The organism is Gloeomargarita sp. SKYB120, from assembly GCA_025062155.1.
Classification (GTDB): Bacteria; Cyanobacteriota; Cyanobacteriia; order Gloeomargaritales; family Gloeomargaritaceae; genus Gloeomargarita.
The window spans coordinates 64,871-86,709 of record JANXAM010000005.1 but is presented as its reverse complement, the minus strand read 5'-3'; the positions used below and the strand labels follow the sequence as shown (position 1 = coordinate 86,709).

The 21,839-nt window shown below is 58.2% G+C and carries 24 protein-coding genes; 8 read left to right on the top strand and 16 right to left on the bottom strand.

The genetic code is table 11. The features are described 5' to 3' along the window. Both NZ705_03670 and NZ705_03665 read left to right on the top strand, forming a co-directional pair. Positions 1 to 254: hypothetical protein (locus NZ705_03670; GenBank protein MCS7292057.1), on the top strand; the 254-nt coding region annotated here is incomplete at its 5' end. After that, a complete protein-coding gene (locus tag NZ705_03665) occupies positions 251 to 1,363 on the top strand; it encodes a hypothetical protein (protein ID MCS7292056.1) in 1,113 nt (370 codons plus the stop codon). The genes NZ705_03670 and NZ705_03665, both read left to right, overlap by 4 nt. Here NZ705_03665 and cobJ read toward each other — a convergent pair. Both cobJ and deoC read right to left on the bottom strand, forming a co-directional pair. Next, complete coding sequence (gene cobJ / locus NZ705_03660) at positions 1,293 to 3,140, bottom strand: precorrin-3B C(17)-methyltransferase (protein MCS7292055.1); 1,848 nt, start codon at positions 3,138 to 3,140, stop codon at positions 1,293 to 1,295. The genes NZ705_03665 and cobJ overlap by 71 nt on opposite strands. A 1-nt stretch (position 3,141) precedes the next feature. Next, positions 3,142 to 3,828, bottom strand: coding sequence for a deoxyribose-phosphate aldolase (gene deoC / locus NZ705_03655; GenBank protein MCS7292054.1), 687 nt, complete (start codon positions 3,826 to 3,828; stop codon positions 3,142 to 3,144). A gap of 35 nt (positions 3,829 to 3,863) precedes the next feature. Between deoC and hslO the strand changes: the two genes are divergently transcribed. The 3 genes from hslO to NZ705_03640 all read left to right on the top strand — a co-directional run bounded on the left by hslO (position 3,864) and on the right by NZ705_03640 (position 6,270). Continuing rightward, complete coding sequence (gene hslO / locus NZ705_03650; protein MCS7292053.1) at positions 3,864 to 4,778, top strand: Hsp33 family molecular chaperone HslO; 915 nt, start codon at positions 3,864 to 3,866, stop codon at positions 4,776 to 4,778. Positions 4,779 to 4,888: 110 nt separating this feature from the next. Beyond that, positions 4,889 to 5,536: a Uma2 family endonuclease gene (locus NZ705_03645; GenBank protein MCS7292052.1), complete on the top strand. Its 648-nt coding sequence runs from the start codon at positions 4,889 to 4,891 to the stop codon at positions 5,534 to 5,536. Between the two features lie 68 nt (positions 5,537 to 5,604). Continuing rightward, positions 5,605 to 6,270 (top strand): Uma2 family endonuclease, encoded by a 666-nt coding sequence (locus NZ705_03640; protein MCS7292051.1) that lies wholly within the window; start codon positions 5,605 to 5,607, stop codon positions 6,268 to 6,270. On the opposite strand, the gene NZ705_03635 is transcribed toward NZ705_03640, so the two are convergent. From NZ705_03635 to NZ705_03625, 3 genes are all read right to left on the bottom strand, one after another. Then, the gene (locus NZ705_03635; GenBank protein ID MCS7292050.1) at positions 6,251 to 6,868 is read right to left on the bottom strand and encodes a response regulator transcription factor; all 618 of its coding nucleotides are present in this window, start codon (positions 6,866 to 6,868) and stop codon (positions 6,251 to 6,253) included. The two genes, NZ705_03640 and NZ705_03635, sit on opposite strands and share 20 nt — an antisense overlap. An 80-nt stretch (positions 6,869 to 6,948) precedes the next feature. Further along, positions 6,949 to 8,262, bottom strand: a complete 1,314-nt coding sequence (gene rimO / locus NZ705_03630) for a 30S ribosomal protein S12 methylthiotransferase RimO (protein MCS7292049.1) — start codon at positions 8,260 to 8,262, stop codon at positions 6,949 to 6,951. A 41-nt stretch (positions 8,263 to 8,303) separates the two neighbouring features. Beyond that, positions 8,304 to 8,519 (bottom strand): hypothetical protein, encoded by a 216-nt coding sequence (locus NZ705_03625; protein MCS7292048.1) that lies wholly within the window; start codon positions 8,517 to 8,519, stop codon positions 8,304 to 8,306. Between the two features lie 140 nt (positions 8,520 to 8,659). Between NZ705_03625 and NZ705_03620 the strand changes: the two genes are divergently transcribed. Beyond that, complete coding sequence (locus tag NZ705_03620) at positions 8,660 to 9,241, top strand: flavodoxin family protein (protein MCS7292047.1); 582 nt, start codon at positions 8,660 to 8,662, stop codon at positions 9,239 to 9,241. On the opposite strand, the gene NZ705_03615 is transcribed toward NZ705_03620, so the two are convergent. From NZ705_03615 to NZ705_03585, 7 genes are all read right to left on the bottom strand, one after another. Next, positions 9,210 to 9,419 carry a hypothetical protein gene (locus NZ705_03615; protein ID MCS7292046.1) on the bottom strand — a complete coding sequence of 70 codons (210 nt, stop codon included), beginning with the start codon at positions 9,417 to 9,419 and terminating at the stop codon, positions 9,210 to 9,212. The genes NZ705_03620 and NZ705_03615 overlap by 32 nt on opposite strands. A 63-nt stretch (positions 9,420 to 9,482) precedes the next feature. After that, positions 9,483 to 9,707, bottom strand: a complete 225-nt coding sequence (locus tag NZ705_03610) for an SPFH domain-containing protein (GenBank protein ID MCS7292045.1) — start codon at positions 9,705 to 9,707, stop codon at positions 9,483 to 9,485. Next, positions 9,628 to 10,068 (bottom strand): SPFH domain-containing protein, encoded by a 441-nt coding sequence (locus NZ705_03605; protein MCS7292044.1) that lies wholly within the window; start codon positions 10,066 to 10,068, stop codon positions 9,628 to 9,630. Before NZ705_03605 ends, NZ705_03610 begins: the two co-directional genes overlap by 80 nt. A gap of 187 nt (positions 10,069 to 10,255) precedes the next feature. Next, positions 10,256 to 11,509, bottom strand: a complete 1,254-nt coding sequence (locus tag NZ705_03600) for a response regulator (GenBank protein MCS7292043.1) — start codon at positions 11,507 to 11,509, stop codon at positions 10,256 to 10,258. Positions 11,510 to 11,588: 79 nt separating this feature from the next. Next, the gene (locus NZ705_03595; GenBank protein MCS7292042.1) at positions 11,589 to 13,412 is read right to left on the bottom strand and encodes a pentapeptide repeat-containing protein; all 1,824 of its coding nucleotides are present in this window, start codon (positions 13,410 to 13,412) and stop codon (positions 11,589 to 11,591) included. Positions 13,413 to 13,435: 23 nt separating this feature from the next. Next, positions 13,436 to 14,413, bottom strand: a complete 978-nt coding sequence (locus tag NZ705_03590) for a PAS domain-containing sensor histidine kinase (protein MCS7292041.1) — start codon at positions 14,411 to 14,413, stop codon at positions 13,436 to 13,438. A gap of 147 nt (positions 14,414 to 14,560) precedes the next feature. Continuing rightward, the gene (locus tag NZ705_03585; GenBank protein MCS7292040.1) at positions 14,561 to 15,589 is read right to left on the bottom strand and encodes an ABC transporter permease; all 1,029 of its coding nucleotides are present in this window, start codon (positions 15,587 to 15,589) and stop codon (positions 14,561 to 14,563) included. Positions 15,590 to 15,657: 68 nt separating this feature from the next. Here NZ705_03585 and NZ705_03580 point away from each other — a divergent pair, with 68 nt between their 5' ends. Continuing rightward, positions 15,658 to 16,044: a DUF4346 domain-containing protein gene (locus NZ705_03580; protein MCS7292039.1), complete on the top strand. Its 387-nt coding sequence runs from the start codon at positions 15,658 to 15,660 to the stop codon at positions 16,042 to 16,044. After that, the gene (gene surE, locus NZ705_03575) at positions 16,044 to 16,718 is read left to right on the top strand and encodes a 5'/3'-nucleotidase SurE (protein ID MCS7292038.1); all 675 of its coding nucleotides are present in this window, start codon (positions 16,044 to 16,046) and stop codon (positions 16,716 to 16,718) included. The genes NZ705_03580 and surE overlap by 1 nt, the downstream gene beginning before the upstream one ends. Here the strand turns inward: surE and glgP are convergent. The 4 genes from glgP to NZ705_03555 form a co-directional block, all read right to left on the bottom strand. Beyond that, complete coding sequence (glgP, locus tag NZ705_03570) at positions 16,715 to 19,270, bottom strand: alpha-glucan family phosphorylase (protein MCS7292037.1); 2,556 nt, start codon at positions 19,268 to 19,270, stop codon at positions 16,715 to 16,717. The two genes, surE and glgP, sit on opposite strands and share 4 nt — an antisense overlap. 73 nt (positions 19,271 to 19,343) lie before the next feature. Next, positions 19,344 to 20,171, bottom strand: a complete 828-nt coding sequence (locus tag NZ705_03565; protein ID MCS7292036.1) for a metal ABC transporter permease — start codon at positions 20,169 to 20,171, stop codon at positions 19,344 to 19,346. Continuing rightward, the gene (locus tag NZ705_03560; protein ID MCS7292035.1) at positions 20,171 to 20,899 is read right to left on the bottom strand and encodes a metal ABC transporter ATP-binding protein; all 729 of its coding nucleotides are present in this window, start codon (positions 20,897 to 20,899) and stop codon (positions 20,171 to 20,173) included. Before NZ705_03560 ends, NZ705_03565 begins: the two co-directional genes overlap by 1 nt. Continuing rightward, positions 20,896 to 21,801, bottom strand: coding sequence for a metal ABC transporter substrate-binding protein (locus NZ705_03555; protein MCS7292034.1), 906 nt, complete (start codon positions 21,799 to 21,801; stop codon positions 20,896 to 20,898). The genes NZ705_03560 and NZ705_03555 overlap by 4 nt, the downstream gene beginning before the upstream one ends. Between the last annotated feature and the right edge of the window lie 38 nt (positions 21,802 to 21,839).

Sequence of the window (21,839 nt, the reverse complement as noted above, 5' to 3'; positions counted from 1 at the left end):
AAAAACGTCGGATTGTCAAGCCAGAATTAGTCGCTACGATTGCCCGTTATTTGCAACCAGGGGGAGATGTCTTTTTGCAGTCGGATGTGCAGGAAGTGGCTCTAGAAATGTTTGACTACTTTCGCCAGCATCCTGCTTTTGTTGTTGCCGGTGAATTCCTACCGGAAAATCCCCTCGGCATTCCAACGGAGCGGGAACTGTCAGTATTGCGTCGGGGATTACCGGTTTATCGCTTTTTACTGCGACGCTCATGATTGCGGTGGTGGGCATGGGGTTGGTCTCAGCCCTGGGGTGGGATAAATTCACCGGCTGGCACCATCTGCTGGCTGGACATTGCCCCATCAAAGTACAGCAACCGTTTGCCCAGGTGCCCCCTGCACCCTTGGCGCTGGTCACATCACAACCAACCAACCCACGCACGCTCTTACTCGCTGCACTTACGGAAGCATTACAGGATGCAGGCTGGGAGTTGCCGTTGCTTGATTGTGGCGTGGTGATTGGCTCGAGCCGAGGAGAACAGGCGCGCTGGGAGCAGTGGTTATCAGGGCAACGCCAGGACCTGCACCAGTGGCTTGACCATTTGCATGGGAGTTGGGCGAGCTGGGTGGCTGCGAAAGTTGGGGCCAAAAGTTGGGTCGCAGCGCCCATGGCGGCCTGTGCTTCGGGGGTCTGGGCAGTGGCAACGGCGGTGGAGTGGCTGCGCCAGGGCTATTGCACGCGGGCGATTGTGGGAGCGGTGGATGCGGCAATCACACCCCTGACGCTGGCGGGATTTCGGCAAATGGGAGTTTTGGCAAGGGACGGCTGTTTCCCCTTCGACGTCAAACGCCAGGGTTTAGTACTAGGTGAAGCCGCCGGCGTGCTCCTGCTTGAGGCAAGTGAACAGGTGACGGGCAAATATGGATTCATCAAGGGCTGGGGATGCACCTGCGATGCCGATAACCCCGTTGCTCCGAGCACCGATACGACGGCGGCGATGCAAGCGATTCACAACTGTTTTGCCATGAGTGGTGTGCCCCTGGAAGCCTGCGATGCCATTCATACCCATGGGACGGGAACCCTTCACAACGACCGGCGCGAGATGCAGATCATCCAGCAGCTTTTTCCAGAGTCAGTGGCCATCCTGGCAACGAAAGGGGCGACGGGCCATACGTTGGGAGCCGCTGGAATGGTGAATATCATCTTTTCCCTACTGGCGCTGCAAACGCAAACCCTACCCCCTTGTGTGGGGCTGCATACGCCTGCGTTTCCAGGTAACTTTGTGCGTCAAAAACAAGAGCGACCTTTGCAATTTATCCTGAATTTGAGTTTTGGGTTTGGGGGGCAAAATGGGGCGGTTCTGGTGGCTCGCGCCGAGGCGTAATCAGGCCGTAATCGCTCCAATAACTGCGCCGGTTGCCAATAATGACCGTGCAAAACATATCCACCGGCAACTGGGTGAAATGGGCTAAATCCGACCGCCAGATTTGTTCATCGGAACGATAGGCTTGGCGCACAACCGCCACCGGCGTTTTGGGGTCCCGATGCTGGAGAAAAATGGCCTGCGCCGCTGGTAATTGCCAGGTGCGTTGGGAGGAACAGGGGTTGTAAAGAACAGTGACCCAATCCCCTTGGGCGGCCTGGGTTAAGCGATGGGCAATCGTCTCCCAAGGCACGTGTAAATCGCTGAGACTAATGGCGCAAAAATCCTGCATCAAGGGCACGCCAACCCGACTCGCCACCGCTTGTAAGGCCGAAATCCCTGGCACAATCTGGACACGGTTGCGCAATGGTTGGTGTTGCTGGTGGTGCAGTAACTCCAACACCACACCGGCCATGCCATAAATGCCGCTGTCACCGGAAGAAACCACCGCTACAGTTAATCCCCATGTGGCCAGGTCAATGGCTCGCTGGGCGCGTTCGGTTTCCTGCCCGATTCCATAGGCTTCCCAAATTTGCCCAGGTCGCTTGAGCGGCGCTAGCAATTCCAAGTACAACCGGTAGCCAATCACCACATCGGCGTGGGCCAGGGCACAGCGGGCTGCAGGCGTGAGTTGACTGAGGTCGCCAGGGCCAGCGCCAACCAGATACAGATAACCTTGGCGGTCCAGGAATTCCTGGGGAGCCAAAGCGACGGCCACTGTGACGTTGTCCAAAACTTGTTTGGGCACAAGCAGGGGGCCTTGGGCGGCTTGAACAGCGGCGGCTTCGGCAACGCTTGGAGTGCCCACAGCTTGAGCTACCACCGGCGAGGGATTGGGGACAGCAACCGCTCGCAACTGGTCAGCCGGAAACGTGCGCAACGGCCACCCCTGGTTTTGACAGAGGGCTACCAGACCGGCTTCGTCCTGTTTGATGTCAATGCTGGCCAGACCGGCAATGGCGTCCAAGGCGAGGGCGTGTTCGGCAAACACCTGGGCAATGGCCTGCTGGATGACCCAGGCGGGGGTCCCGCGCGCGCAACCAACGCCAACCCACAATACCCGCGGATGCCAAATGGCATGGGGAACCGTTGGGTTAACTTGCCGGTGCGTGATCCAAATCTGGGGGCGATGGGCATCCGGTGAGTCCGTCCAAAGCAGGGGCGCTTGCGGCGGAAGGGCTTGTCGCCACAGGGTTTGACCGGCTTCCTGTACCACTTGCACAGGTTCCCCCCGAATCAGGGCGCCAGCAAGAGCCGTCCAATCACCGGCACCTTTGCGCCATCCCCAGGGGTGACCCCAGGTGTCCACGCCAGGCAAGCCCTGCGCACTGGATGCATCGGTAATAATGGCTTGGGCATTTAACCAGGAGGCAATCGCTTGGCATAACCAATCCCCCTGGCGCTGGTGCCCGCCACAAACAGTGATCACGTATTGGCCGGATTCGGGAATGCATAACACCAGGGGGTCGCGCTGCTTGTCGGTCAGCAGGGGCGCAATCAGGCGTACCACAGCTCCTAGGGTCAACCCCAGTACCAGTGTTCGATGGTCCGCCCAGAGATACTGCAGGTGGTCACGCAAAGATGTCCCGTAGGCATGGCAATCAGGATGGGTTGCCAATTGAGGCGAACACCAGATGGTTCCCCCGAAATGACGCGCCAGTGTCAAAAAACGGGTTTGATTGACAGGTGTGGTTGCAACCCAGGCAATTGGTTGAAACGCATCCCAGCCACCAGTCATGTCAGGTGTTCATTTCTTTCTGTTGCTGCACCAGTTCCACGCCCCTGGAGGTTCCCAAGCGAGTTGCGCCGGCACGCAAGAGGGCATGGGCCTGTTCTAGGGTTTTAATACCCCCCGATGCCTTGATCCCTACCTGCTGCTGGGTCATTTTCCGTAAAAACTCCACTTGTTCCACCGTTGCGCCCCCAAACCAACCGCTGCCAGTTTTCAGGTAATGGACGCCCGCATCGAGACAAATTTCCACCGCTAGTTTTTGCTCTTCAGGTGTCAGTTGACTCATCTCCAAAATGGCCTTGACCGTTTGACCCGTGTCGTTGACAATCTGGGCGATTTCCTCGTAAACGGCTTGGGTTTCACCGCCCTTGAGCCAGCCCCAGTGAATAACCACATCCAGTTCCTTGGCGCCGTTTTCGACCGCTTCCATGGCTTCGTAAAGTTTCACGCTGCTGGTAGTCGCTCCCAGGGGAAACCCAATGACAGCACAGACCTGGCACCGGCGTTGATGGAGCAATTCCACACACTGACGCACGGCGCTGGGATAGACGCACACCACTGGAAACCCATAGCGGTCGGCAATTTCACAACCTTCGGCAATCTCCTGCGGGGTCATCCCTGGGCGCAACAGGGCGTGCTCGATCACTGTAGCAATGTCCGGCAAATCGGTCAACGGCGGTTCTCCGGTAAACACGATACGATCATAAGGACAAAGTTCAGGAAGTGGCGATGGTAGATCAGTTGATGCGGGCCACAGCAGCCGGCGGTGCGATTCGGGCGGTCGGGGTCATCACCACCCGTTTGGTGGCGGAAGCGCGGCAACGACATGGGTTGTCCTACGTGGCGACGGCGGCTTTGGGGCGAACGATGAGCGCAGGATTGCTGCTGGCGTCGAGCATGAAACGGATGTCGGCGCGGGTGAACATTCGCTTCCAGGGCAATGGGCCGCTGGGAACTGTGTTTGTGGATGCCGGTCGCGACGGCACGGTGCGCGGGTATGTGGATCAGCCCCATGTGGAGTTGCCGCCCAATGCCAAGGGGAAATTGGATGTGGGACAGGCGGTAGGGTCGCAGGGATATCTCTACGTGCTGCGGGACAATGGCTACGGCTACCCCTATGCCAGTACGGTGGAGTTGGTTTCCGGCGAAGTGGGCGACGACATTGCCTACTACCTAACCACGTCGGAGCAAACGCCATCAGCCCTAGCGCTTGGCGTGTTCCTAGAAGGTGGGCAAGTGCGGGCAGCAGGGGGACTATTGCTCCAAATTCTGCCTAGGTCAGCCCAAAATGAGGAGCTAATTGAGGTACTGGAATCACGGGTGGCAGCGCTGTCGGGATTTACGCCCCTGTTATTGGCCGGACGCCAATTGAGCGACATATTCCAGGAATTGCTAGGGGATATGGACTTGGTGATTTTCCCCGAGGTGCAACTAGTGCGATTCCACTGCGGCTGCAATTTTGACCGGGTGCTGGGGGCGTTGAAGATGTTGGGCATCCAAGAACTCAAGAGCATGATTCACCAGGACGACGGCGCGGAAGTGACCTGTCATTTCTGTAGCTCAGTCTTTCATGCCCAGCGCAGTCACCTGGAACAACTGGTGCAGGAATTGGAACGGGAAGCAAGGGCCAAGTCCATGAGATAGGTTTACTAAAGCGTCCCTTAGGCCGCAGGGTAAAGTCCCGTTGTTGGTTTTCACGCTGATAAACGCAAGCAGCTTGCCCATAGAATGAGGTTGAGTTGAAAAAAGTCAGGATGATTTCTGTCGAGAAAAAAAACATTCCTTCCTACGCCCAGTGGCGACCGGCTACTTGGGATGACTATCAACGGGTTCGAGATGATGAATCTATCGAGCGCGTTCAACTGTTTTTCTATCGCCATCAACTCCTACTAGAAAATATGGGATGGGAAGGTATTTTGCACTCGGAAGTGCGAGAACTTGTGTCGGCCATTCTAACGATATGGCTCATCCGACATCCAGAGATAAAGTCGAAACTTTTGGGTAGCTGCTTGATGGAGAAAGAAGGGTTGCAAGCTGCGGCTCCTGATATTGCCCTTTACCTGGGCGAGAACTTACCGCAGTACCAGCAGTCACGTCGGATTAACCTGAACCAGTCACCGCCGCCTGCGTTGGTGGTGGAAGTGGCCGACACCACCTTGGATTCGGATTTGGACCAGAAGAAACATCTCTACGCTGAACTGGGGATTCCCGAATACTGGGTGATGGATGCCCAGGGCGGGCAGGTGTTTCTGTTTGTTTTGCACGGGTCTGGCTACCAGCGCGTGGAAAACTCCCAGGTGTTGCCAGGTTTGACCAGTTCGTTGTTGCAGGCCACGATGGCTCAGGCGCAATCCAGCACCAACATCGCCGCCGCTGCGTGGTTTGCACAGCAATTCTCCTAGCGTGTTCAACCCTGGCTGAGCTGTAGAATTGAAAAAGTCCACTTCCCATCTCTAGAGTGCAAAGTTAGATGATTCTTTTGGAGCGCAAGCCAGCCACTTCCTACGCCCACTGGCGACCGGCTACTTGGGATGACTATCAACGGGTTCGGGATGATGAATCTATCGAGCGCGTTCAACTGTTTTTCTATCGCCATCAACTCCTAGTAGAAAACATGGGATGGGAAGGCATTTTGCACTCGGAAGTGCGAGAACTTATTTCGCTCATTTTGGGCACATGGCTCATGCAAAGACCAGAACTCAAAGCAAAACTCTTGGGTAGCTGCTTGATGGAGAAAGAAGGGTTGCAAGCTGCGGCTCCCGATATTGCCCTTTACCTGGGCGAGCATTTACCGCAGTACCAGCAGTCACGTCGGATTAACCTGAACCAGTCGCCGCCACCTGCGTTGGTGGTGGAAGTGGCTGACACCACCTTGGATTCGGATTTGGACCAGAAGAAACATCTCTACGCTGAACTGGGGATTCCTGAATACTGGGTGATGGATGCCCAGGGCGGGCAGGTGTTTCTGTTTGTTTTGCACGGGTCTGGCTACCAGCGTGTGGAAAACTCCCAGGTGTTGCCAGGTTTGACCAGTTCGCTGTTGCAGGCCACGATGGCTCAGGCGCAATCCAGCACCAACATCGCTGCCGCTGCGTGGTTTGCACAACAGGTTGCCGCTACAGGTTCAGGCGACTGATGGCCCAGCGGGTCAGTTCAGTGCGGTTGTGGAGACCCACTTTGCTCAGGATATTGCTCACGTGACTTTCCACCGTGCGCCGTGAGACGTTGAGTTCGTCCGCTATCTGCTGGTTGGTCATTCCTTGGGCCACCAAGCGTAAAACTCGCCGCTCTGTGGGAGTGAGATAAACATCGGGAGTCGCCTGGGCCAACGGTTCCCCTTGGGCCATCCACCCCAACCGCGCTAAGGACGCGCGAATCTGGGCCAGCAATTCCTCCGGCTCAAAGGGTTTCACAAGATACACATCGCCCCCCGCATTTAACCCGATAATTCGGTCGCTCACATCTCCTTTAGCCGAGAGGAAAATCAAGGGAATCGCCCGCAGACGCGGATGTTGCCGGAGCTGTTGCACAAATTCATAACCATCCATCACCGGCATCATTACATCACAAACGATAAGACTTGGATGCACGTCTTTCAATAACTCCCAAGCTTCTTGACCGTTTTTGGCCGTCAGAACCCTGTACCCGCCCTCCATCTCCAGGTATTCCTTGGTCAAAAATCTCAACTGGTCGTCGTCATCAATGATGACAATAAGTGGTGTCTCAGTAGACATTTATTCAAAACCCCTTAATTTGTCACACCTAAAACATCTCAACATAAAATTTTAACAAACAATTAGGGTCTTGGCCAGGGCTACGGCAGGGCAACTTCCCCGTGCAGGTCGTAAACGTCGGCGTGTGTGATTTTCACGGGGACAATCGCCCCTAGAGAGGCCATACCTGTCACGTACACTTGACCGTCCACTTCCGGGGAAAAGCGCGCGGCGCGGCCAATTTTCACGCCGGTTTGGGGATTTTCCTGCTCGATGAGCACGTCCACCACGCGCCCGACGTACTGCTGGTGTTTAGCTAGGGAAATGGGCTGTTGCCGCTGCATCAGCGCCCGCTGGCGACGGCGTTTGGTGGCTTCGGGAACCTGGTTGGGCAAACGAGCCGCTGGAGTTCCCTCCTCTGGGGAAAAGGTGAACACCCCCACGTGGTCAAACTGGTGCCGTTCTACAAACCGACACAGGTGGGCGAAATGCTGGGAGGTCTCGCCGGGAAAACCAACGATAAAAGTGGTGCGGATCACCGCGTCTGGAAGGGTTTCCCGAATCTGGTCCAGCAGCCGGTCGTGCAGGTCGGCTTGCCAGGGACGGTTCATGGCCCGCAGGATGTCGGGATGGGAATGCTGCAACGGCAAATCAATGTAGGGCAATACATTGGGGACATCGCGAAAGGCCCGTAAAACTTCGGGCGTCAGCCCTGTGGGATAGCTGTAATGCACCCGAATCCAGGGAATCGGCACGTCCCCTAGGGCATACAACAGGTCGGCCAGGCGGGGTTTGCCGTACAGGTCCAGGCCGTAATTGGTGGTGATTTGGGAGATGAGAATGAGTTCCTGCACCCCTTGGTCAGCCAACTCGCGGGCCTCGGCGACGATGGATTCAATCGAACGGGAGCGCTGGTCGCCCCGCAGATGGGGAATGATGCAGAAGCTACAGCGGTAATCGCACCCTTCGGCAATGCGCAGGTAAGCGACAGGAGCACAGGTGGTCCGGTAGCGAGGCACGGTTTCATCCGCCAGGTAAGTGGGTTTGTCACTCACCCGCAACACCCGCTCCCCTCGCTCCACCTGTTCAATCACCTGGACGATGTGCTGGTAATCGCCAGTACCCACAACAGCGACCGCCTCAGGGATGGCCTCGAGTAACTCGGCCCGAAAGTGTTGCGCTAAGCAGCCGGTAATAATGATTTTTTTATCGGCCTCCGCCAGTTCTACCAGGGTACGTACCGATTCCCGCCGCGCCGCCTCGATAAAACTACAGGTGTTGACTACCACGTAATCCGCTTGCTCCGGGTCGCTGTCCACCCGATAGCCCGCCGTGGCGAGCAACCCGAGCATATGCTCTGTGTCAATGCGATTTTTCTCGCACCCCAAATGAGTAAAGGCAATACGTGGACGCACCCGTTACGCCAAGTCTGCTCGCTTGCGTTCCCCAGTATACCTTAGGGAGGCAACCGCCAACACCGTTCGAGCCAGTCCACCTGCTGCCACCGGGAGCCCCTCATGCGCCGAACAACGCTCCACACCAGTACCGCCGCCTGGGGCGTCTCCACCTGAATCTCCAGCGGTCCGTAGGCGACACACCGACAGGGAATGCCTAACTCCTGCAACCGATGATAGACCGCCCACCGTTCAAGCGCCTGCGCTGGCTCCTCCATAAGTAACCCCATCCCTCCGTTTGTTGACCATTATAGTCAGTAAGCGCATTTTTGAAAATAGTTAGCAACAAAGGGCTAGCGTTGAGCCGGTGCGACGGTGTGGTTTAGGATGGGGAAGGCGACCATCGAGGCAAGCAGAGATGGCACGAGTGGCAATCGTTTATTTTTCGGGAATGGGACATACCCATCTCATGGCGGAGGCCGTTGCAGAGGGGGTTAGGCGGGTGCCAGAGACAACTGTGGAACTGTTACGCATCACGGGAGAGCAAATTCAGCAAGGGCGCTGGCGGGAGGATAGCTATCTAGAACGACTGCACCAAGCGGATGCGATTGTGTTTGGGTCGCCGACGTACATGGGGGGTGTGGCAGCCCAATTCAAGGCGTTTTTGGATGCCACTAGTGAGATTTGGTTGCAACAGCGGTGGAGGGATAAGCTGGCTGGCGGGTTTACCCATTCCAGCTCCCCAAGTGGGGATAAGCAGGGAACGCTCCTGTACCTGGCCATCTACGCAGCGCAACACGGGATGATCTGGGTCAGTGCTGCAGAGTTGCCCAATGAATCCGGGGTGAATCGCTTGGGGTCGTTCCTAGGCGTGATGGGGCATAGTCCCATGCCGCTGGATGGTCAACCAAAACTGGACCCAGGCGACCGGGAAACGGCGGTGCGTTACGGCCAACGGATGGCCCAGCTTACCCAGCGTTGGGTTCAACGCCTGAATTGACAGTAGAACCGGTGTTGTTCAGTCGTCCGAGGGCACGCAGGGCATGGCCTAGTTCCATTGGAAAGAGCACGATGGTGTTGGAGGGGCTGCTACCCAGCGCGTCAATGGTTTGCAGGGTGCGCAACTCTAAGGCAATGGGGTTTTCCGCCATGAGTTTGGCGGCTTCGGCCAGGTTCATGGCAGCGACGCGGTCCCCTTCGGCTTTGGTGATGGTGGCCCGTTTTTCCCGCTCGGCGGATGCTTAACGCGACATGACCTTTTTCAGGTCTTCGGGCAGGTCAAAGTCCTGGAGCTGGATCGCCTCCACCTGTAATCCCCATTGCCGCACCTTTTCCCCGACGATGGCGGCAATTTGTTCCTGGATTTTTTCCCGCTCTGAGAGCAGTTCATCCAAGGAAGAGGCGCCGACCACATCCCGTAGCGCCGACTGGGCATATTGCGACGTGGCAAAGCGATAGTCCTGCACACGGGTCACCGCCCAACCGGGGTTTTTCACGCTGAATAAACAGAGCGCTGTCAATCATCACCGGCACGTTGTCGCGCGTGATGGCCCGCTGGCGGGGGATATTCAGCACCTGCACCCGCGTGTCCACAAACCGCACTGTCTCTAGAAGCGGCAAAACATAAAACACGCCTGGCCCCCGTATCTCGGAGAACCGCCCCAGGGTCAAAATCACGCCTTTTTCCCAATCGGCGGCCACGCGCACCCCACCGACGACTTTGCCCCAGACAGCCATGCCCACCAAGGCGGCCACCAGCCAGGGCATCCGTTCTTGCAGCTTTTTCTCGATATCCAGCGATGGCTGGCCAAAGGCTATGAGCAGCAAGGGAATCGCAACTACCCAAAACAGGGCCTGCCGGATGGGACCGCCCAGAGGGACACATGTTCGACTGCGGGGCGAGCGTACAACCGCGATCCTTCCCGCTCCTGGGTAATTTCTGCGCCGTTCGTCATCCAATTTCCTCCAACCGACCGCTGCCTTTAGGATAACAGCCGGTTCGGGGGTGGGTCATCTAGCTGGTGTAGCGGGAGCCGCGCCAGCGCAACTGGTTCTCCTTGGTCTCCTTTTTCGCGGTCGTCTCGGAAGCCGGTAAGGGCTGGAGGACAGGGGGCGGCGCAATCAGAGGCGGTTTCGTGGACAGAGAACGCCGCAAGGGGGCATAGCGACCAACCAACGCCAGCAACTTCTCCGCCGTAAAGGGCTTGGCCAGCACCTCGGTCACCAGGGCAAAGGTGCCAAGCTGGTCCACCGTCTCCTCCAGGGAAGCCATGAGAATAATCGGCGTGTCCTGGCAAACCGGGGTTTTGCGCAGGAAACTGCACAGCTCGTAGCTGTTGACCGTGGGGAGTGCCTTATCCATCAAAATCACGTCAGGCTTGGCCTCCAGCAGGGTGGTGATCTGGAGCATGGGTTCCGGGATGGGAATCACCTGGTAACCAGCCTGCGTCAGGATACTTTCGAGGTACTTGAGCATGACTGGGCTGGCGTCCAAGCAGGCAATCACCGGTTGTTGCACCTCCGTCTCCACCGCAGTGAAGGGAGCGGCGGGCACGCTCTGGCCGATGACCGGACCAGGCAAGTCGGGCAACATCTGCAATTCCACCCAGCCCTGCTGCACCCACTGCACAATCGGCCCTACAGTGGCCTTCAGGGACTTGCGGGTGAGATTCATCACGTCCCACAGGGTGTACTGGCCGCTGAGCAGCATCAGCCATTCCTGACCTGGAATCTTGTGGTTGCGACGCGCCACCGGTGTCCAATCGGGAGACAGTTGAGCGCCGTTGGATAGTTGTCGGATGCCCACGCTTTGCCACTGGTCGTAGAGCTGAACCGCCTCATGCAGCACCTGTTCGACCTGCAACAGCGCAATCTGGCGGTCAAGGCTCTGACCCATTTGCAACTGAATGTTCACCGTGTCGGCGGCCAAGACGGCAAATAGCACCTCCAACACGCTGCTCAAGATCACGGCTTTGGCCTGGTTTGGAGTCAAGCGCCCCTGGGTCGTTCCCTGCACCAGCGCCCAATACTCCCAAGGTTCGGTCGCCTCCAAGGCCGACCAGTCCGGTTGAAACTGAGGACAGTGGGTTTCAACCGCTCGATACCAGCGGCGCACGCGATGGGAGCCACCCGTGGCGTACAACAACCGCCCCATAAAAAAATACAACCACCACTGCTGGGGTGATGATTCGACCAGCAAAGTACCGGTAACCTGGTGCTGGTGCAACGCTGCCAGCTCCCGGCGCACATCGGGGGTGATGCTGCTCATAAAATTCGCGGTTGGTTAATGATTCTTTGACATTGTAGAGCCATTACCGCTGGTCAATTGCTTACTAGGCTACAGTTAGCTAGCTTGCACCGCTAGTGGTATTGGTGCGACAAACCTGGGAGTCAGTCTCTTGGGGTAAGACGGCACCTGTCAGATTGGCCCCTTCCAGGTTAGTCTGGGCGAGCTTGGCTTGCCAGAGATTGGCTCCGGTGAGATTGGCCCGCTCTAGATTAGCCTGGTTCAACACGGCCCCGTGCAGGTTGGCGGCATACAGCGTGGCGTCCTGTAAATCGGCGCTGGTGAAATTGGTCCCCGCAGCCAAGGCTTCGCTCAAGTCGGCACCCCGCAACCGGCTCTGGCAAAAATTGGCAGCGCTGAGATTGCTTCCCACCAGTTGACTGCCGCTCAGGTTGGCTTGGCTGAAATTGGCACCGATGAGGTTGGCTCCGGTTAACGTGGCTTCCTGCAGGTTGGTTTTCACCAGTTCCGCCCCTATCAAATTTGCGCCCACCAGTTTCGCTCCGATGAGCAAACAACCGCTCAAGTCCGCCAGCATCAGGTCCGCGCGCGAGAGATTGACCCCCTCCAAATTCGCGCCTTGCAAGTTACAGCCGATGAGTTTGATCCCGCTGAAGTCCCGTTCGCCAGCCGCATATCGCGCCAACAGTTGCTGCGCTTGGGCCACCGGGTCCCCCAGTTGGTCCATCACCGGTTCAGGTTCCGGCGGAAGGGGTTCAGTCGTCAGCGCAGGGGCAACCCCTTCAGGCGATGAAGTTTCAGCAGGAGCGGTCGGGCGCAAGGGGGCATAACGGCTCACCAGTTGGAGTAGTTCTTCGGGATTCAAGGGTTTTTTGACGACTCCCGTCACGCCCGCCAAGCGGGCTCGCATGCGATCAACGATGCTCTCATGGCCGGTAATCACGAAGATGGGCGTCTCGCGAAATACGGAGGTTTTGCGCAGCAGGCTGCACAGTTCGTAGCCATTGACATGGGGCATCAGCCAGTCCATCAAAATAACGGCGGGTTTGGCTGTTAGCAGGGTGGCCATTTGCGACATCGGTTCGGTGATGGTCACCACTCGGTAGCCAGCCTGTACCAGTATGCCCTCCAGAATCTTGAGCATTGCCGGACTGTCATCGAGACAGGCAATCAGGGGCTGCTGGGACTGGTTCTCGGTATCCGCCGGCGCAAAGGTGCCGCTTTCCGGTACAGGCGGGGGCAGATCTAGTAGGATTTGGAACTCGACCCACCCCTGCTGCACCCACTGAAACACCGGCTGCACAGTCGCCTGGAGGGATTTGCGGGTCAGGCTCATGAGATCCCACAGGGTGTACTGCCCATTGAGCAGGGGGAGCCATCGCGGCTCTGGGATGTTTTGCGGCTGGCGCACCACCGGCGCGAGGTCGGGCGACAACCCCTTAGCAATGTTCTGCAACTGGCCAGGCCCCGCCGCCTGCCACTGCTGGTGTAGTTGGGTGGCCTCCTCTAGCACCCGTTCGACCTGCAGCAGGGCAAGCTGGGTGCTCAACCCTTGACCCGTCAGAAACTTCAGCGTGACATTTTCCTGAGCCAGGACAGCAAACAGCACCTCCAGCACACTGCTTGAGATCACGGCTTTGGCCTGGGAAGGGGTCAATCGCCCGTTGGCTGTCCCCTGCACTAGCGCCCCATATTCCCAGGGGGTGGCCGTTCCTAAAGCTCGCCAGTCCGGCTGAAACTGAGGACAATGGGCCCTGACGGCTCGGTACCAGCGCCGTACACGGTGAGGGCCTCCTGTTGCGTACAACAGCCGGCCCATGAACAGGTATAACTGCCACTGCTGTGGCCCTGCTTGCACTACCAGCGTCCCGGTCACCTGTTGCTGTTGGAGGGCCGCCAACTCTCGCCGCAATGCTGGATTCACGTCAGCTACTCCACCCTGAGGTCCTATCTATCCAGCGTAGTGGTTTTCTCGGACAGTTTGCTACTGCCAACACTGACGCAAGCGGCGCGGGGTAGTTCCAGCGTCAAGCCCTGGTCGAGCCGCAACCGGCCCTGCACCCGTTCCACCAGCATCTGGGTAATCGCGAGTCCCAGGCTTGGCCGGGTCGGTCCTAGGGGATACCACAGTTCCCCCAGCTCCAGTTCCGGGACGCCGATTTGCAAGCCCGTGCCTGCTGACCACGCGCGCACCTGGATGGGGATTTCCCCCGGTGTGTGGGTCAAGGCATAATCTAGCACCTGCACCAGGATCGGCACGAGCAATTCCGGGTCGCTCCACACCGGCGGCATTTCCTGCACCCGCCACTCTACTCGTTCCACCCGATGCCGCCAGGCCAACTCCTGCATCACTGCCGGAATTAGCTCGCTCATTTGCACGGGGCGAAAACGGTCTGGCATGACCTGCCACTGGGACACCTGGAGCACCGTCTCTACCAGTTGGGTCAACTGCTGCACCTGCTGCTGGACGATTTCGAGAAAATGGCGGACCTGCTCGGCGCTCAAGCGATGCTGGGCCTGTAACAGCGTCTCAATAAAGCCCTTGATACTGGTCAGGGGGGTCCGCAATTCGTGGTTCATGGTAGCGATAAATTCCTGCTGAGATTGTTCCAAATCGCGACTATGTTCGGGAACAAAACTCCACACCACATATTCCTGAGCGCTCTGGGATAAACGCTGGACGATGACCCGCATCACTACCCACTTGTCCTGCTGGGATAACCGCACCCGCCCTCCGGCCTCTTGCCAGCGTAAATAAGGGGTGAGTTCAGGCCAAAACTCGGTGATACAATGGCCGACGAGTTGCTGGGGATCAAAGCCAAACCAACTGGCCATCACGGTATTGCAGTGTGCAATTTCCCCCTGCGCTGTTGTCAGCACCACCCCAATCGGCAGACAATTGAGCAGGTTGTAAGCAAAGTTCATAGCGGGGGCTTAGGGAGATCAAATTTAGTCTAACGACCCCCACCAAATACCCTGAAATTCTCGACGGAAAAACTTAATAGCTCCGAAGGAATCGTTAAAGTTCAGCACTGAGTATATCTGCGGATCTAAGGGTCTGAGAAAAAGAATTTACAGCTCCACACGGGGGTCCAGCAGGGCCATCGCCAGGTCAATGGCAATGCTCAGCGTCACCACCACCACCGCAAAAAACACCACAATCCCCTGGACGGTGGGGTAGTCCCGCAGGTTAATCGCTTCGTAGAGGCGCTGGGCCAGGCCCGGCCAGGAAAAGGTGACCTCGGTGACAATGGCTCCTCCCAGCAGGGACGCCAGGGTTAGCCCCAGGAGCGCGACGACGGGAATCAAGGCGTTGGGCAACACATGGCGCCGCAGAATCCCAAGGGTGGGAATGCCTCGCGCTCGAGCAGCCTCCACGTAATCTCCTTGCCAAGCAGCGCGCACCTGTACCCGCATCATCCGTTCCAGCACGCCGCTGATGACAACGCCCAGGGTCAAACTCGGCAAAGCCAAATGGTGCAACGCCAGGCCCAATTGCCGCCAGTTGCCCGCTAGGAGACTGTCCACCACGTACAACCCCGTCGGACCTTGGGGAGGCAGCTCCTGCGCCGGAAAGCGGGTTCCCAGGGGAAACCAGCCCCCAGTGACGCTCAAGCCCAACTGCAACAACATCCCCAGCCAGAACAGGGGTACAGCGTAACTGACAATGCTGAACAGCTTGCCGCCGATGGCCACTGGACTGCTCGGTGGCGCGCTGCCGGTGACCAGACCCAACCCCAGCCCTAGAATGGCTGCGACCAGAAACCCCGCCACCGCCAATTCCACGGTCGCCGGCACGTAGCTTTTAATGATGTCGGTGACTGCCCGACCTGGTTCGCTCAGGGACGTTCCCAAATCCCCCCGCAGCAATTGCCCAAGATAGCGCAGGTATTGCACTGGCAACGGTTGGTCCAAACCTAACTGCACACGCAGGGCCGCTTTCACCGTAGCAGGCGCCCGTCCGCCGTAGATGGCATCAACTGGGTCGCCCGGCGTGGCCCGCAATAGTACAAAGACCACCGTCACTACCGTCCAGAGCATCAACGGGGCCAACAGCAGTCGTAGAAGTAGGTAATCGCGCAGGCGCGCCCAACGCCCCACAGGTGTCCCCCACAGCCATCACATAGCCATCACAATAGAAAAATAGCGTGTTGACGACCCCACGGACCATGAGCGATTGGGCGGCAGAAATCCGGCGCATTGATGAGCAGCTGTCCAAACGTCATCTTGACCTGGACCCCGCCGGCTATTTCGTCATCTACGTTGACCACCAGGAGGGCTACATCTACGCCAAGTGGTTTACCAACGTGATCAACGAGCGGGGCCTGGCCGTTGACCCCGAAACGGGCAAACCCATTCCAGCGCGGGGAGGACCGCCTCGCCAACCCGCCCATGTATTTCGAGGCCGGACCGCCAAGGAACTGTGCGTGCAGATCTTTGAAGAATGTAGCGGCTTTCAACCGGTGAGCCAGTTGAGCCATGCGGCCTACCTTGGGCGAGAACTGATGCGGGCGGAAATAGCCCTGGTCCGGGGTGAACCCTACGTGCAGGACTGATGGCGATTCTATTGACTAACGACGACGGGATTGAGGCCCCCGGGTTGCAGGTGTTGCGGCGGGTCTTCCCCCAAGCGTTGGTGGTAGCGCCGGTGCAGGAGTGGTCGGGCTGCGGCCATCAGATCACCACGCGCCAACCCATTCCCGTCATCCAGCGCGATAGCCAGAGCTATGCGGTGGCGGGAACGCCAGTCGACTGTGTGCGTTTGGCGCTGGCTCATTGGCAACCCCAGACCCAGTGGGTGCTCGCTGGCGTCAACCAGGGAGCAAATTTGGGGGTAGATATTTATCCGTCGGGCACGGTGGCGGCGGTACGCGAAGCAGCGTTGCACCGCATTCCGGCGATTGCTCTCTCTCAGTATCAACGCCGGGGCCAGCCGGTGGATTGGCAACGCACCCAGCGCTGGCTAGAGCGGGTGGTCGCCCTCCTGCTGCAAAAACCCGCGCCAGGGAGCTTTTGGAACGTGAATTTCCCCCACCCAGAGGACGGCAGCCCTGAACCGGACATCGTGTTTTGTCCCCCCTGCACCCGGCCCTTGCCCATCCAGTATGAGGCGACCCCCGCTGGCTATGTCTACCAAGGGGTATATCACCAGCGCCCCAGTGACCCCTGTAGCGATGTGGCGGTGTGCTTGGGAGGCCAAATCGCCGTCAGCCAGATTTGGGTGTGTTAAGTGCTCCAGTGGACCAACCCCAACTCGAAGGGATCGCTCAGGTCGGGATGAAAGGGGAGCAACCGGACCGCAAAGCCCTGCAGCCCGCTACTGCTGTAGCGCACTTCGCCTGTGTAGCGATAGCTGCCATCCGCTAGCCGGTCTTGGTAGGTCATGGGCACTACCTGGCCCGCTGGGATCAAGCCGGTGGCATCCACCTCGCCCTGGTACAATTGCACCTGGACCTCCTCCGGTTGGAGCACCCCGAGGTCCAAGCGGGCTGTCACGCCGATGGGTTCGTTCACCCGCACCTCCTTGGGGGCCTCGACCGTCACCTCCAGAATCTTGATTTCATACCAGTGCTGGAAGATGCGGGCTTTCCACGCGGCCAACGCCTGGGCCTTGGCGTAGTCCTGGGCTGCCATCTGGTACCAGCGGTCGCTTACCGGGAAATAGGCCCGCTCGGCGTACTCCTGCACCATCCGCTGGGTGTTAAACCGAGGCGTGTTGACCCGAATCGCCGCCTTCATCTTGGCGATCCATTCGCGCGGCAAGCCCTCCGGGTCCCGCTGGTAGTACAAAGGCAGGACGTCTTCCTCCAGGATTTGGTACAGGGCGTTGGCCTCCAGTTCATCCTGCAGTTGGGTATCGGTGTATTCCTCGCCGCGGCCGATGGGCCAGCCCGTGGTCACGTAATCGGCTTCCGCCCACCACCCATCCAGCGTGCTCAGGCTAGGGACACCGTTCATCGCCGCCTTCATGCCGCTGGTGCCCGAGGCTTCCCGAGGCCGCCGGGGGTTATTCAACCACACATCGCAACCCGCCACCATCAACCGAGACAGGTGAATGTCGTAGTCGGGGACAAACACGAGCTGTCGTTCTAGGCCGTGTTCCTTAGCAAAGTGGATAATCGCACGGATCATCTCCTTGCCGGGGTGGTCTTTCGGGTGGGCCTTACCCGCAAAGATGAACTGGAGAGGCCGCTGCCGGTCCGACAGCAGTCTCAGCAGGCGCTCGGGCGAGTGGAGAATCAAGGTCGCGCGCTTGTAGGTAGCAAAGCGCCGGGCAAAGCCAATGGTTAACGCTTCTGGGTCCAACACTTCGCGGGTTTTGCGGATTTCCGCCTGGGACGCTCCCCGTTCCTGCAGCGCCCGCCGCAACCGCTCCCGAATGTACAGGATCATCTGCATCTTGGCCCGGTCGTGGATGCGCCAGAGTTCCTCGTCGGGGATGGTCTCCACCCGTTGCCATTCCGGCGCGTCAGCAGGCAAAGCCCACCAGTCCGGCCCGATATAGCGCTGGTAGAGATTCTGGGTCGCCGGCGCTACACAACTGCGGGCATGCACCCCATTGGTAATGGCATGAATCGGCACTTCACGTTCTGGCGTCGGCCCCCACAGGGAACAAAACATTTGCCGACTGACCCGGGCGTGCAATTGACTTACCCCATTGACAAAACTCGCCATGCGCATCGCAAAGACGGCCATGTTGAAGGGCGCCTGGAAATCGCCCGTGTGTTCGCGCCCTAGCGACAGAAACTCCTGCTCCGACAGGCCGAAGATTTCCCGGTAGCGCCCCAGGTAGTACAGGATTTTGTCGGGGGGAAACAGGTCAATCCCTGCCGGCACGGGGGTGTGGGTGGTAAACACCTGACTGGCCCGCACCGCTTCCTTAGCTGCCGCGAAACTCAAGCCTTGTTCCTGGATCAATTCCCGTATCCGCTCCAGGGACAGAAATGCCGAGTGCCCCTCATTCATGTGATAGACCGATGGTTGCAACCCCAGCGCTCGCAACGCCTTCACCCCGCCGATACCCAGCATGATTTCCTGGTGAATCCGCACATCAATGTCGCCGCCGTAGAGCTGGTCGGTAATGTCCTGGTCGTAGGGGTTGTTGGGGGGAATGTTGGTGTCGAGCAAATACAGCGGCACTCGGCCCACATCCACCCGCCAAATCCGGGCATAGACCACCCGCTGGGGAAAGACCACCTCAATGCGCAACTCCGACCCGTCCGGACGGCGCTCCAGGTGCAGGGGCAAATTGTAGAAGTCATTGATGGGATAACGCTCCTGTTGCCAGCCGTCCGCCGTGAGATACTGCTGGAAGTAGCCCTGTTGGTACAACAGCCCCACCCCTACCAAAGGCAACCCCAGGTCGCTGGCGGATTTCAGGTGGTCGCCCGCTAAAACGCCCAGGCCCCCGGAGTAAATGGGCAAGGCCGTGGTCAGACCAAATTCCGCCGAGAAGTAGGCGTAGCAATCCTGGGGGTGGGCGCGATGGCGTTCGTACCAAGTGCGTTCTCGGCGGTAACTTTCAAACTCCTGTTGCGCTCGCTCCAGATGGGCCAAAAAACCGTCATCTTGGGCCGCCGCCTGCAACCGCTCCTGGCTAATCGTTCCCAGCATCAACACCGGGTTGTAGCGACTGCTTTCCCACAATTCGGGGTCCAAGCGGCGGAATAATTCCTTCACCTCATCGCTCCAGTCCCAGTACAGGTTGTAGGCCAACGTGCGCAGGGGTTCTAGAAGTGGGGGCAAGCTCGGGGAAACCTTGAACGTGCGAATCGGACGCATAGGTAACCGGCCAACGACTGGTTTCCAGTGTAGGCCGCCAGCCCGGCGCCACCACCGTTTTTTAAGCCCAGCTTCAGACCCGCCGCCCTAGCCCATACTTGGGAGCAAACACCAGCGCCAGGAAAAACAGCAGCGTTTGGGCCAGCACAATACACCCGCCGGTCGAAGCGTCCAGGTAGTAACTGGCGTAGGTCCCCACCACGCTGGCGGTTACCCCCGTCGCCATTGCCCAGACCAGCATGACGTTGAACCGGTCGCTGAGCAAATAGGCCGTCGCTCCTGGCGTAATTAACATCGCCACCACCAGCACCACACCTACTGCCTGCATCGCCACCACAATCGTCAAAGACAACAGCGTCAGCAGCACGTAGTACAGCCGGTCAATATCTATCCCAATCGAACGGGCATGCACAGGGTCAAAACAGAGCAACAGTAGGTCATTTTTCCACACCCACACCACCCCCAGCACCAGCACGCCCATGACCAAAGTTTGCCACATCTCCTGCGCCGGCATCCCCAACAAATTCCCAAACAAAATATGCAAAAAATCTACATGGCCCGGCGTCTTGGAAATTAACACCAACCCCAGGGCAAAAAATCCGGTAAATACCAACCCGATCGTCGTATCCTCTTTCAAGCGAGTTTGGCGCTGAATCCAGCCCATCAGTAACACCGCCGCCAACCCGAAAAGCAATGCTCCCAGCGCCAGTGGCCATCCCAACGCATAGGCCAGCACGACTCCTGGCGTCACCGCATGACTGACGGCATCCCCCAGCAGCGCCCATCCTTGCAGCGTCACAAAACAGGACAATACCCCGCACACCAAGCCAATCAGCACGCTTATTGCCAGGGCTTTCACCATAAAGTCGTATTGCCAAGGTTCCAGCAACCAGTGCAGCATCACACCTCCAGCGGATAGACGCCAAACACGCGGTGCAGATTTTCCGGTGTGACGACCTCGGGCGTCGCTCCGTAAGCCAGAACTGTTTTGTTGATCAAAATCACCTGGTCGCAAAACGCGGCAACCGTTTTCAGATCGTGGGTCGCCACCAGAATCGTATGGCCCTGCCCTCGCAGTTCCAGCAGCAATTGCCTCATCGCCTGCTCCGTCGGCCCATCCACTCCATTAAACGGTTCATCAAGTAGTAAAATGGGCGCCTGTTGAGCCAAGGCCCTCGCCAAGAACGCCCGTTTTTTTTGACCCCCCGACAGTTCGCCAATAGGACGATGGCGCAACTCCCACATGTCCACCTGCTGCAAACTCGCCTGTACAATGCGCCAGTCAATCGCACGGGGCACCCGCCAAGCATTCATATAGCCATACCGCCCCATCATCACCACATCTTGCACCGTCACCGGAAACCGCCAATCCACCTGTTCACTTTGGGGCAGATAGGCCAGCCATCCCCGTTTCTGGGCCACAGCCACCGGTAGCCCTTCAATCCATACCCGGCCCGTTTTGGGGCGAATAAATCCCATGATGGTTTTCAACAGGGTTGATTTGCCGCTGCCGTTCATGCCGACCAATCCAACAACTACTCCCGGCGGTAAACTGAAATTGACCCCCTGCAGGGCAATTTGATGATGGTACGCAACCGTGACATTGTCTAGGGCAATGCGCTGGGTCATGGGATTTTCTCCAGAGATACGAGCATAGAAAAACCTCGCCGGAGTGTGTTGAGATTGTGTTCCAAAAGTCGCACATAGGTGGGGGCCGGGCCAGTCGCAACCGTGAGCGAATCTACATATAAAATCCCGCCAAATCGAGCGCCCGTTTCCCGAGCCACTTGCTGTTGGGCTTGCGGATTCACCGTACTCTCACAGAACACCACCGGAATCTGTCGCGCTCGCACCTGGTCGATCACCCGGCGAATTTGTTGAGGCGTGCCCTCCTGCTCCGCATTCATCGGCCACAGGTAGAGCGGTTGGAATCCATAGTCCCGCGCCATATAACCAAACGCGCCTTCACACGTCACCAAGTACCGCCGGTGGGCTGGAATGGACTGCCAAAACTGCTGAAACTTCTGGTCAAACGCCCGGATTTGTTGCTGATACCGCTGCGCATTTTGGGTGTAGAAATGGGCATGGTCTGGGTCAATCCGGCTCAACGCTTGACGGATATTGTCTACGTAAATCAACGCCAGGCGGGGCGACATCCAGGCGTGGGGGTCGGGTTGACCGGGAGCGATCATCACGGGTGTAATGCCCGCGCTGACCGTCACCCGAGGCACCTCCTGCAACTGCTGATAAAACCGCGCTGTCCACTGTTCCAATCCCAGCCCGTTTTCTAGGACCAACCGCGCTTGCCGGATACGGGCGATCTCCCGCGGCGTGGGTTCATAACTGTGAATTTCCACCCCCGGTTTGACGAGGGATTCGACGCGCACTCGGTCGCCAGCCACTTGCTGGGCCATGTCTGCGATGACCGTAAACGTGGCGAGCACGACCGGTTCACTGGCTGATTCAACCCCTGGCCGACACCCCACCAGCCCCCAAACCACCAACCATACCCAGAAACGCCGCCGTGGCATGGGCTTTTCATAATCACTTCATAATCTTGAGCTTACCA

Coding starts and splice junctions, on each gene's coding strand:
- NZ705_03665 (MCS7292056.1), top strand. CDS start 251: ATGATTGCGGTGGTGGGCATGGGGTTGGTCTCAGCCCTGGGGTGGGAT.
- cobJ (MCS7292055.1), bottom strand. CDS start 3,140: ATGACTGGTGGCTGGGATGCGTTTCAACCAATTGCCTGGGTTGCAACC.
- hslO (MCS7292053.1), top strand. CDS start 3,864: ATGGTAGATCAGTTGATGCGGGCCACAGCAGCCGGCGGTGCGATTCGG.
- NZ705_03645 (MCS7292052.1), top strand. CDS start 4,889: ATGATTTCTGTCGAGAAAAAAAACATTCCTTCCTACGCCCAGTGGCGA.
- NZ705_03640 (MCS7292051.1), top strand. CDS start 5,605: ATGATTCTTTTGGAGCGCAAGCCAGCCACTTCCTACGCCCACTGGCGA.
- NZ705_03635 (MCS7292050.1), bottom strand. CDS start 6,868: ATGTCTACTGAGACACCACTTATTGTCATCATTGATGACGACGACCAG.
- NZ705_03625 (MCS7292048.1), bottom strand. CDS start 8,519: ATGGAGGAGCCAGCGCAGGCGCTTGAACGGTGGGCGGTCTATCATCGG.
- NZ705_03620 (MCS7292047.1), top strand. CDS start 8,660: ATGGCACGAGTGGCAATCGTTTATTTTTCGGGAATGGGACATACCCAT.
- NZ705_03615 (MCS7292046.1), bottom strand. CDS start 9,419: ATGAACCTGGCCGAAGCCGCCAAACTCATGGCGGAAAACCCCATTGCC.
- NZ705_03600 (MCS7292043.1), bottom strand. CDS start 11,509: ATGAGCAGCATCACCCCCGATGTGCGCCGGGAGCTGGCAGCGTTGCAC.
- NZ705_03590 (MCS7292041.1), bottom strand. CDS start 14,413: ATGAACTTTGCTTACAACCTGCTCAATTGTCTGCCGATTGGGGTGGTG.
- NZ705_03580 (MCS7292039.1), top strand. CDS start 15,658: ATGAGCGATTGGGCGGCAGAAATCCGGCGCATTGATGAGCAGCTGTCC.
- surE (MCS7292038.1), top strand. CDS start 16,044: ATGGCGATTCTATTGACTAACGACGACGGGATTGAGGCCCCCGGGTTG.
- glgP (MCS7292037.1), bottom strand. CDS start 19,270: ATGCGTCCGATTCGCACGTTCAAGGTTTCCCCGAGCTTGCCCCCACTT.
- NZ705_03565 (MCS7292036.1), bottom strand. CDS start 20,171: ATGCTGCACTGGTTGCTGGAACCTTGGCAATACGACTTTATGGTGAAA.
- NZ705_03560 (MCS7292035.1), bottom strand. CDS start 20,899: ATGACCCAGCGCATTGCCCTAGACAATGTCACGGTTGCGTACCATCAT.
- NZ705_03555 (MCS7292034.1), bottom strand. CDS start 21,801: ATGCCACGGCGGCGTTTCTGGGTATGGTTGGTGGTTTGGGGGCTGGTG.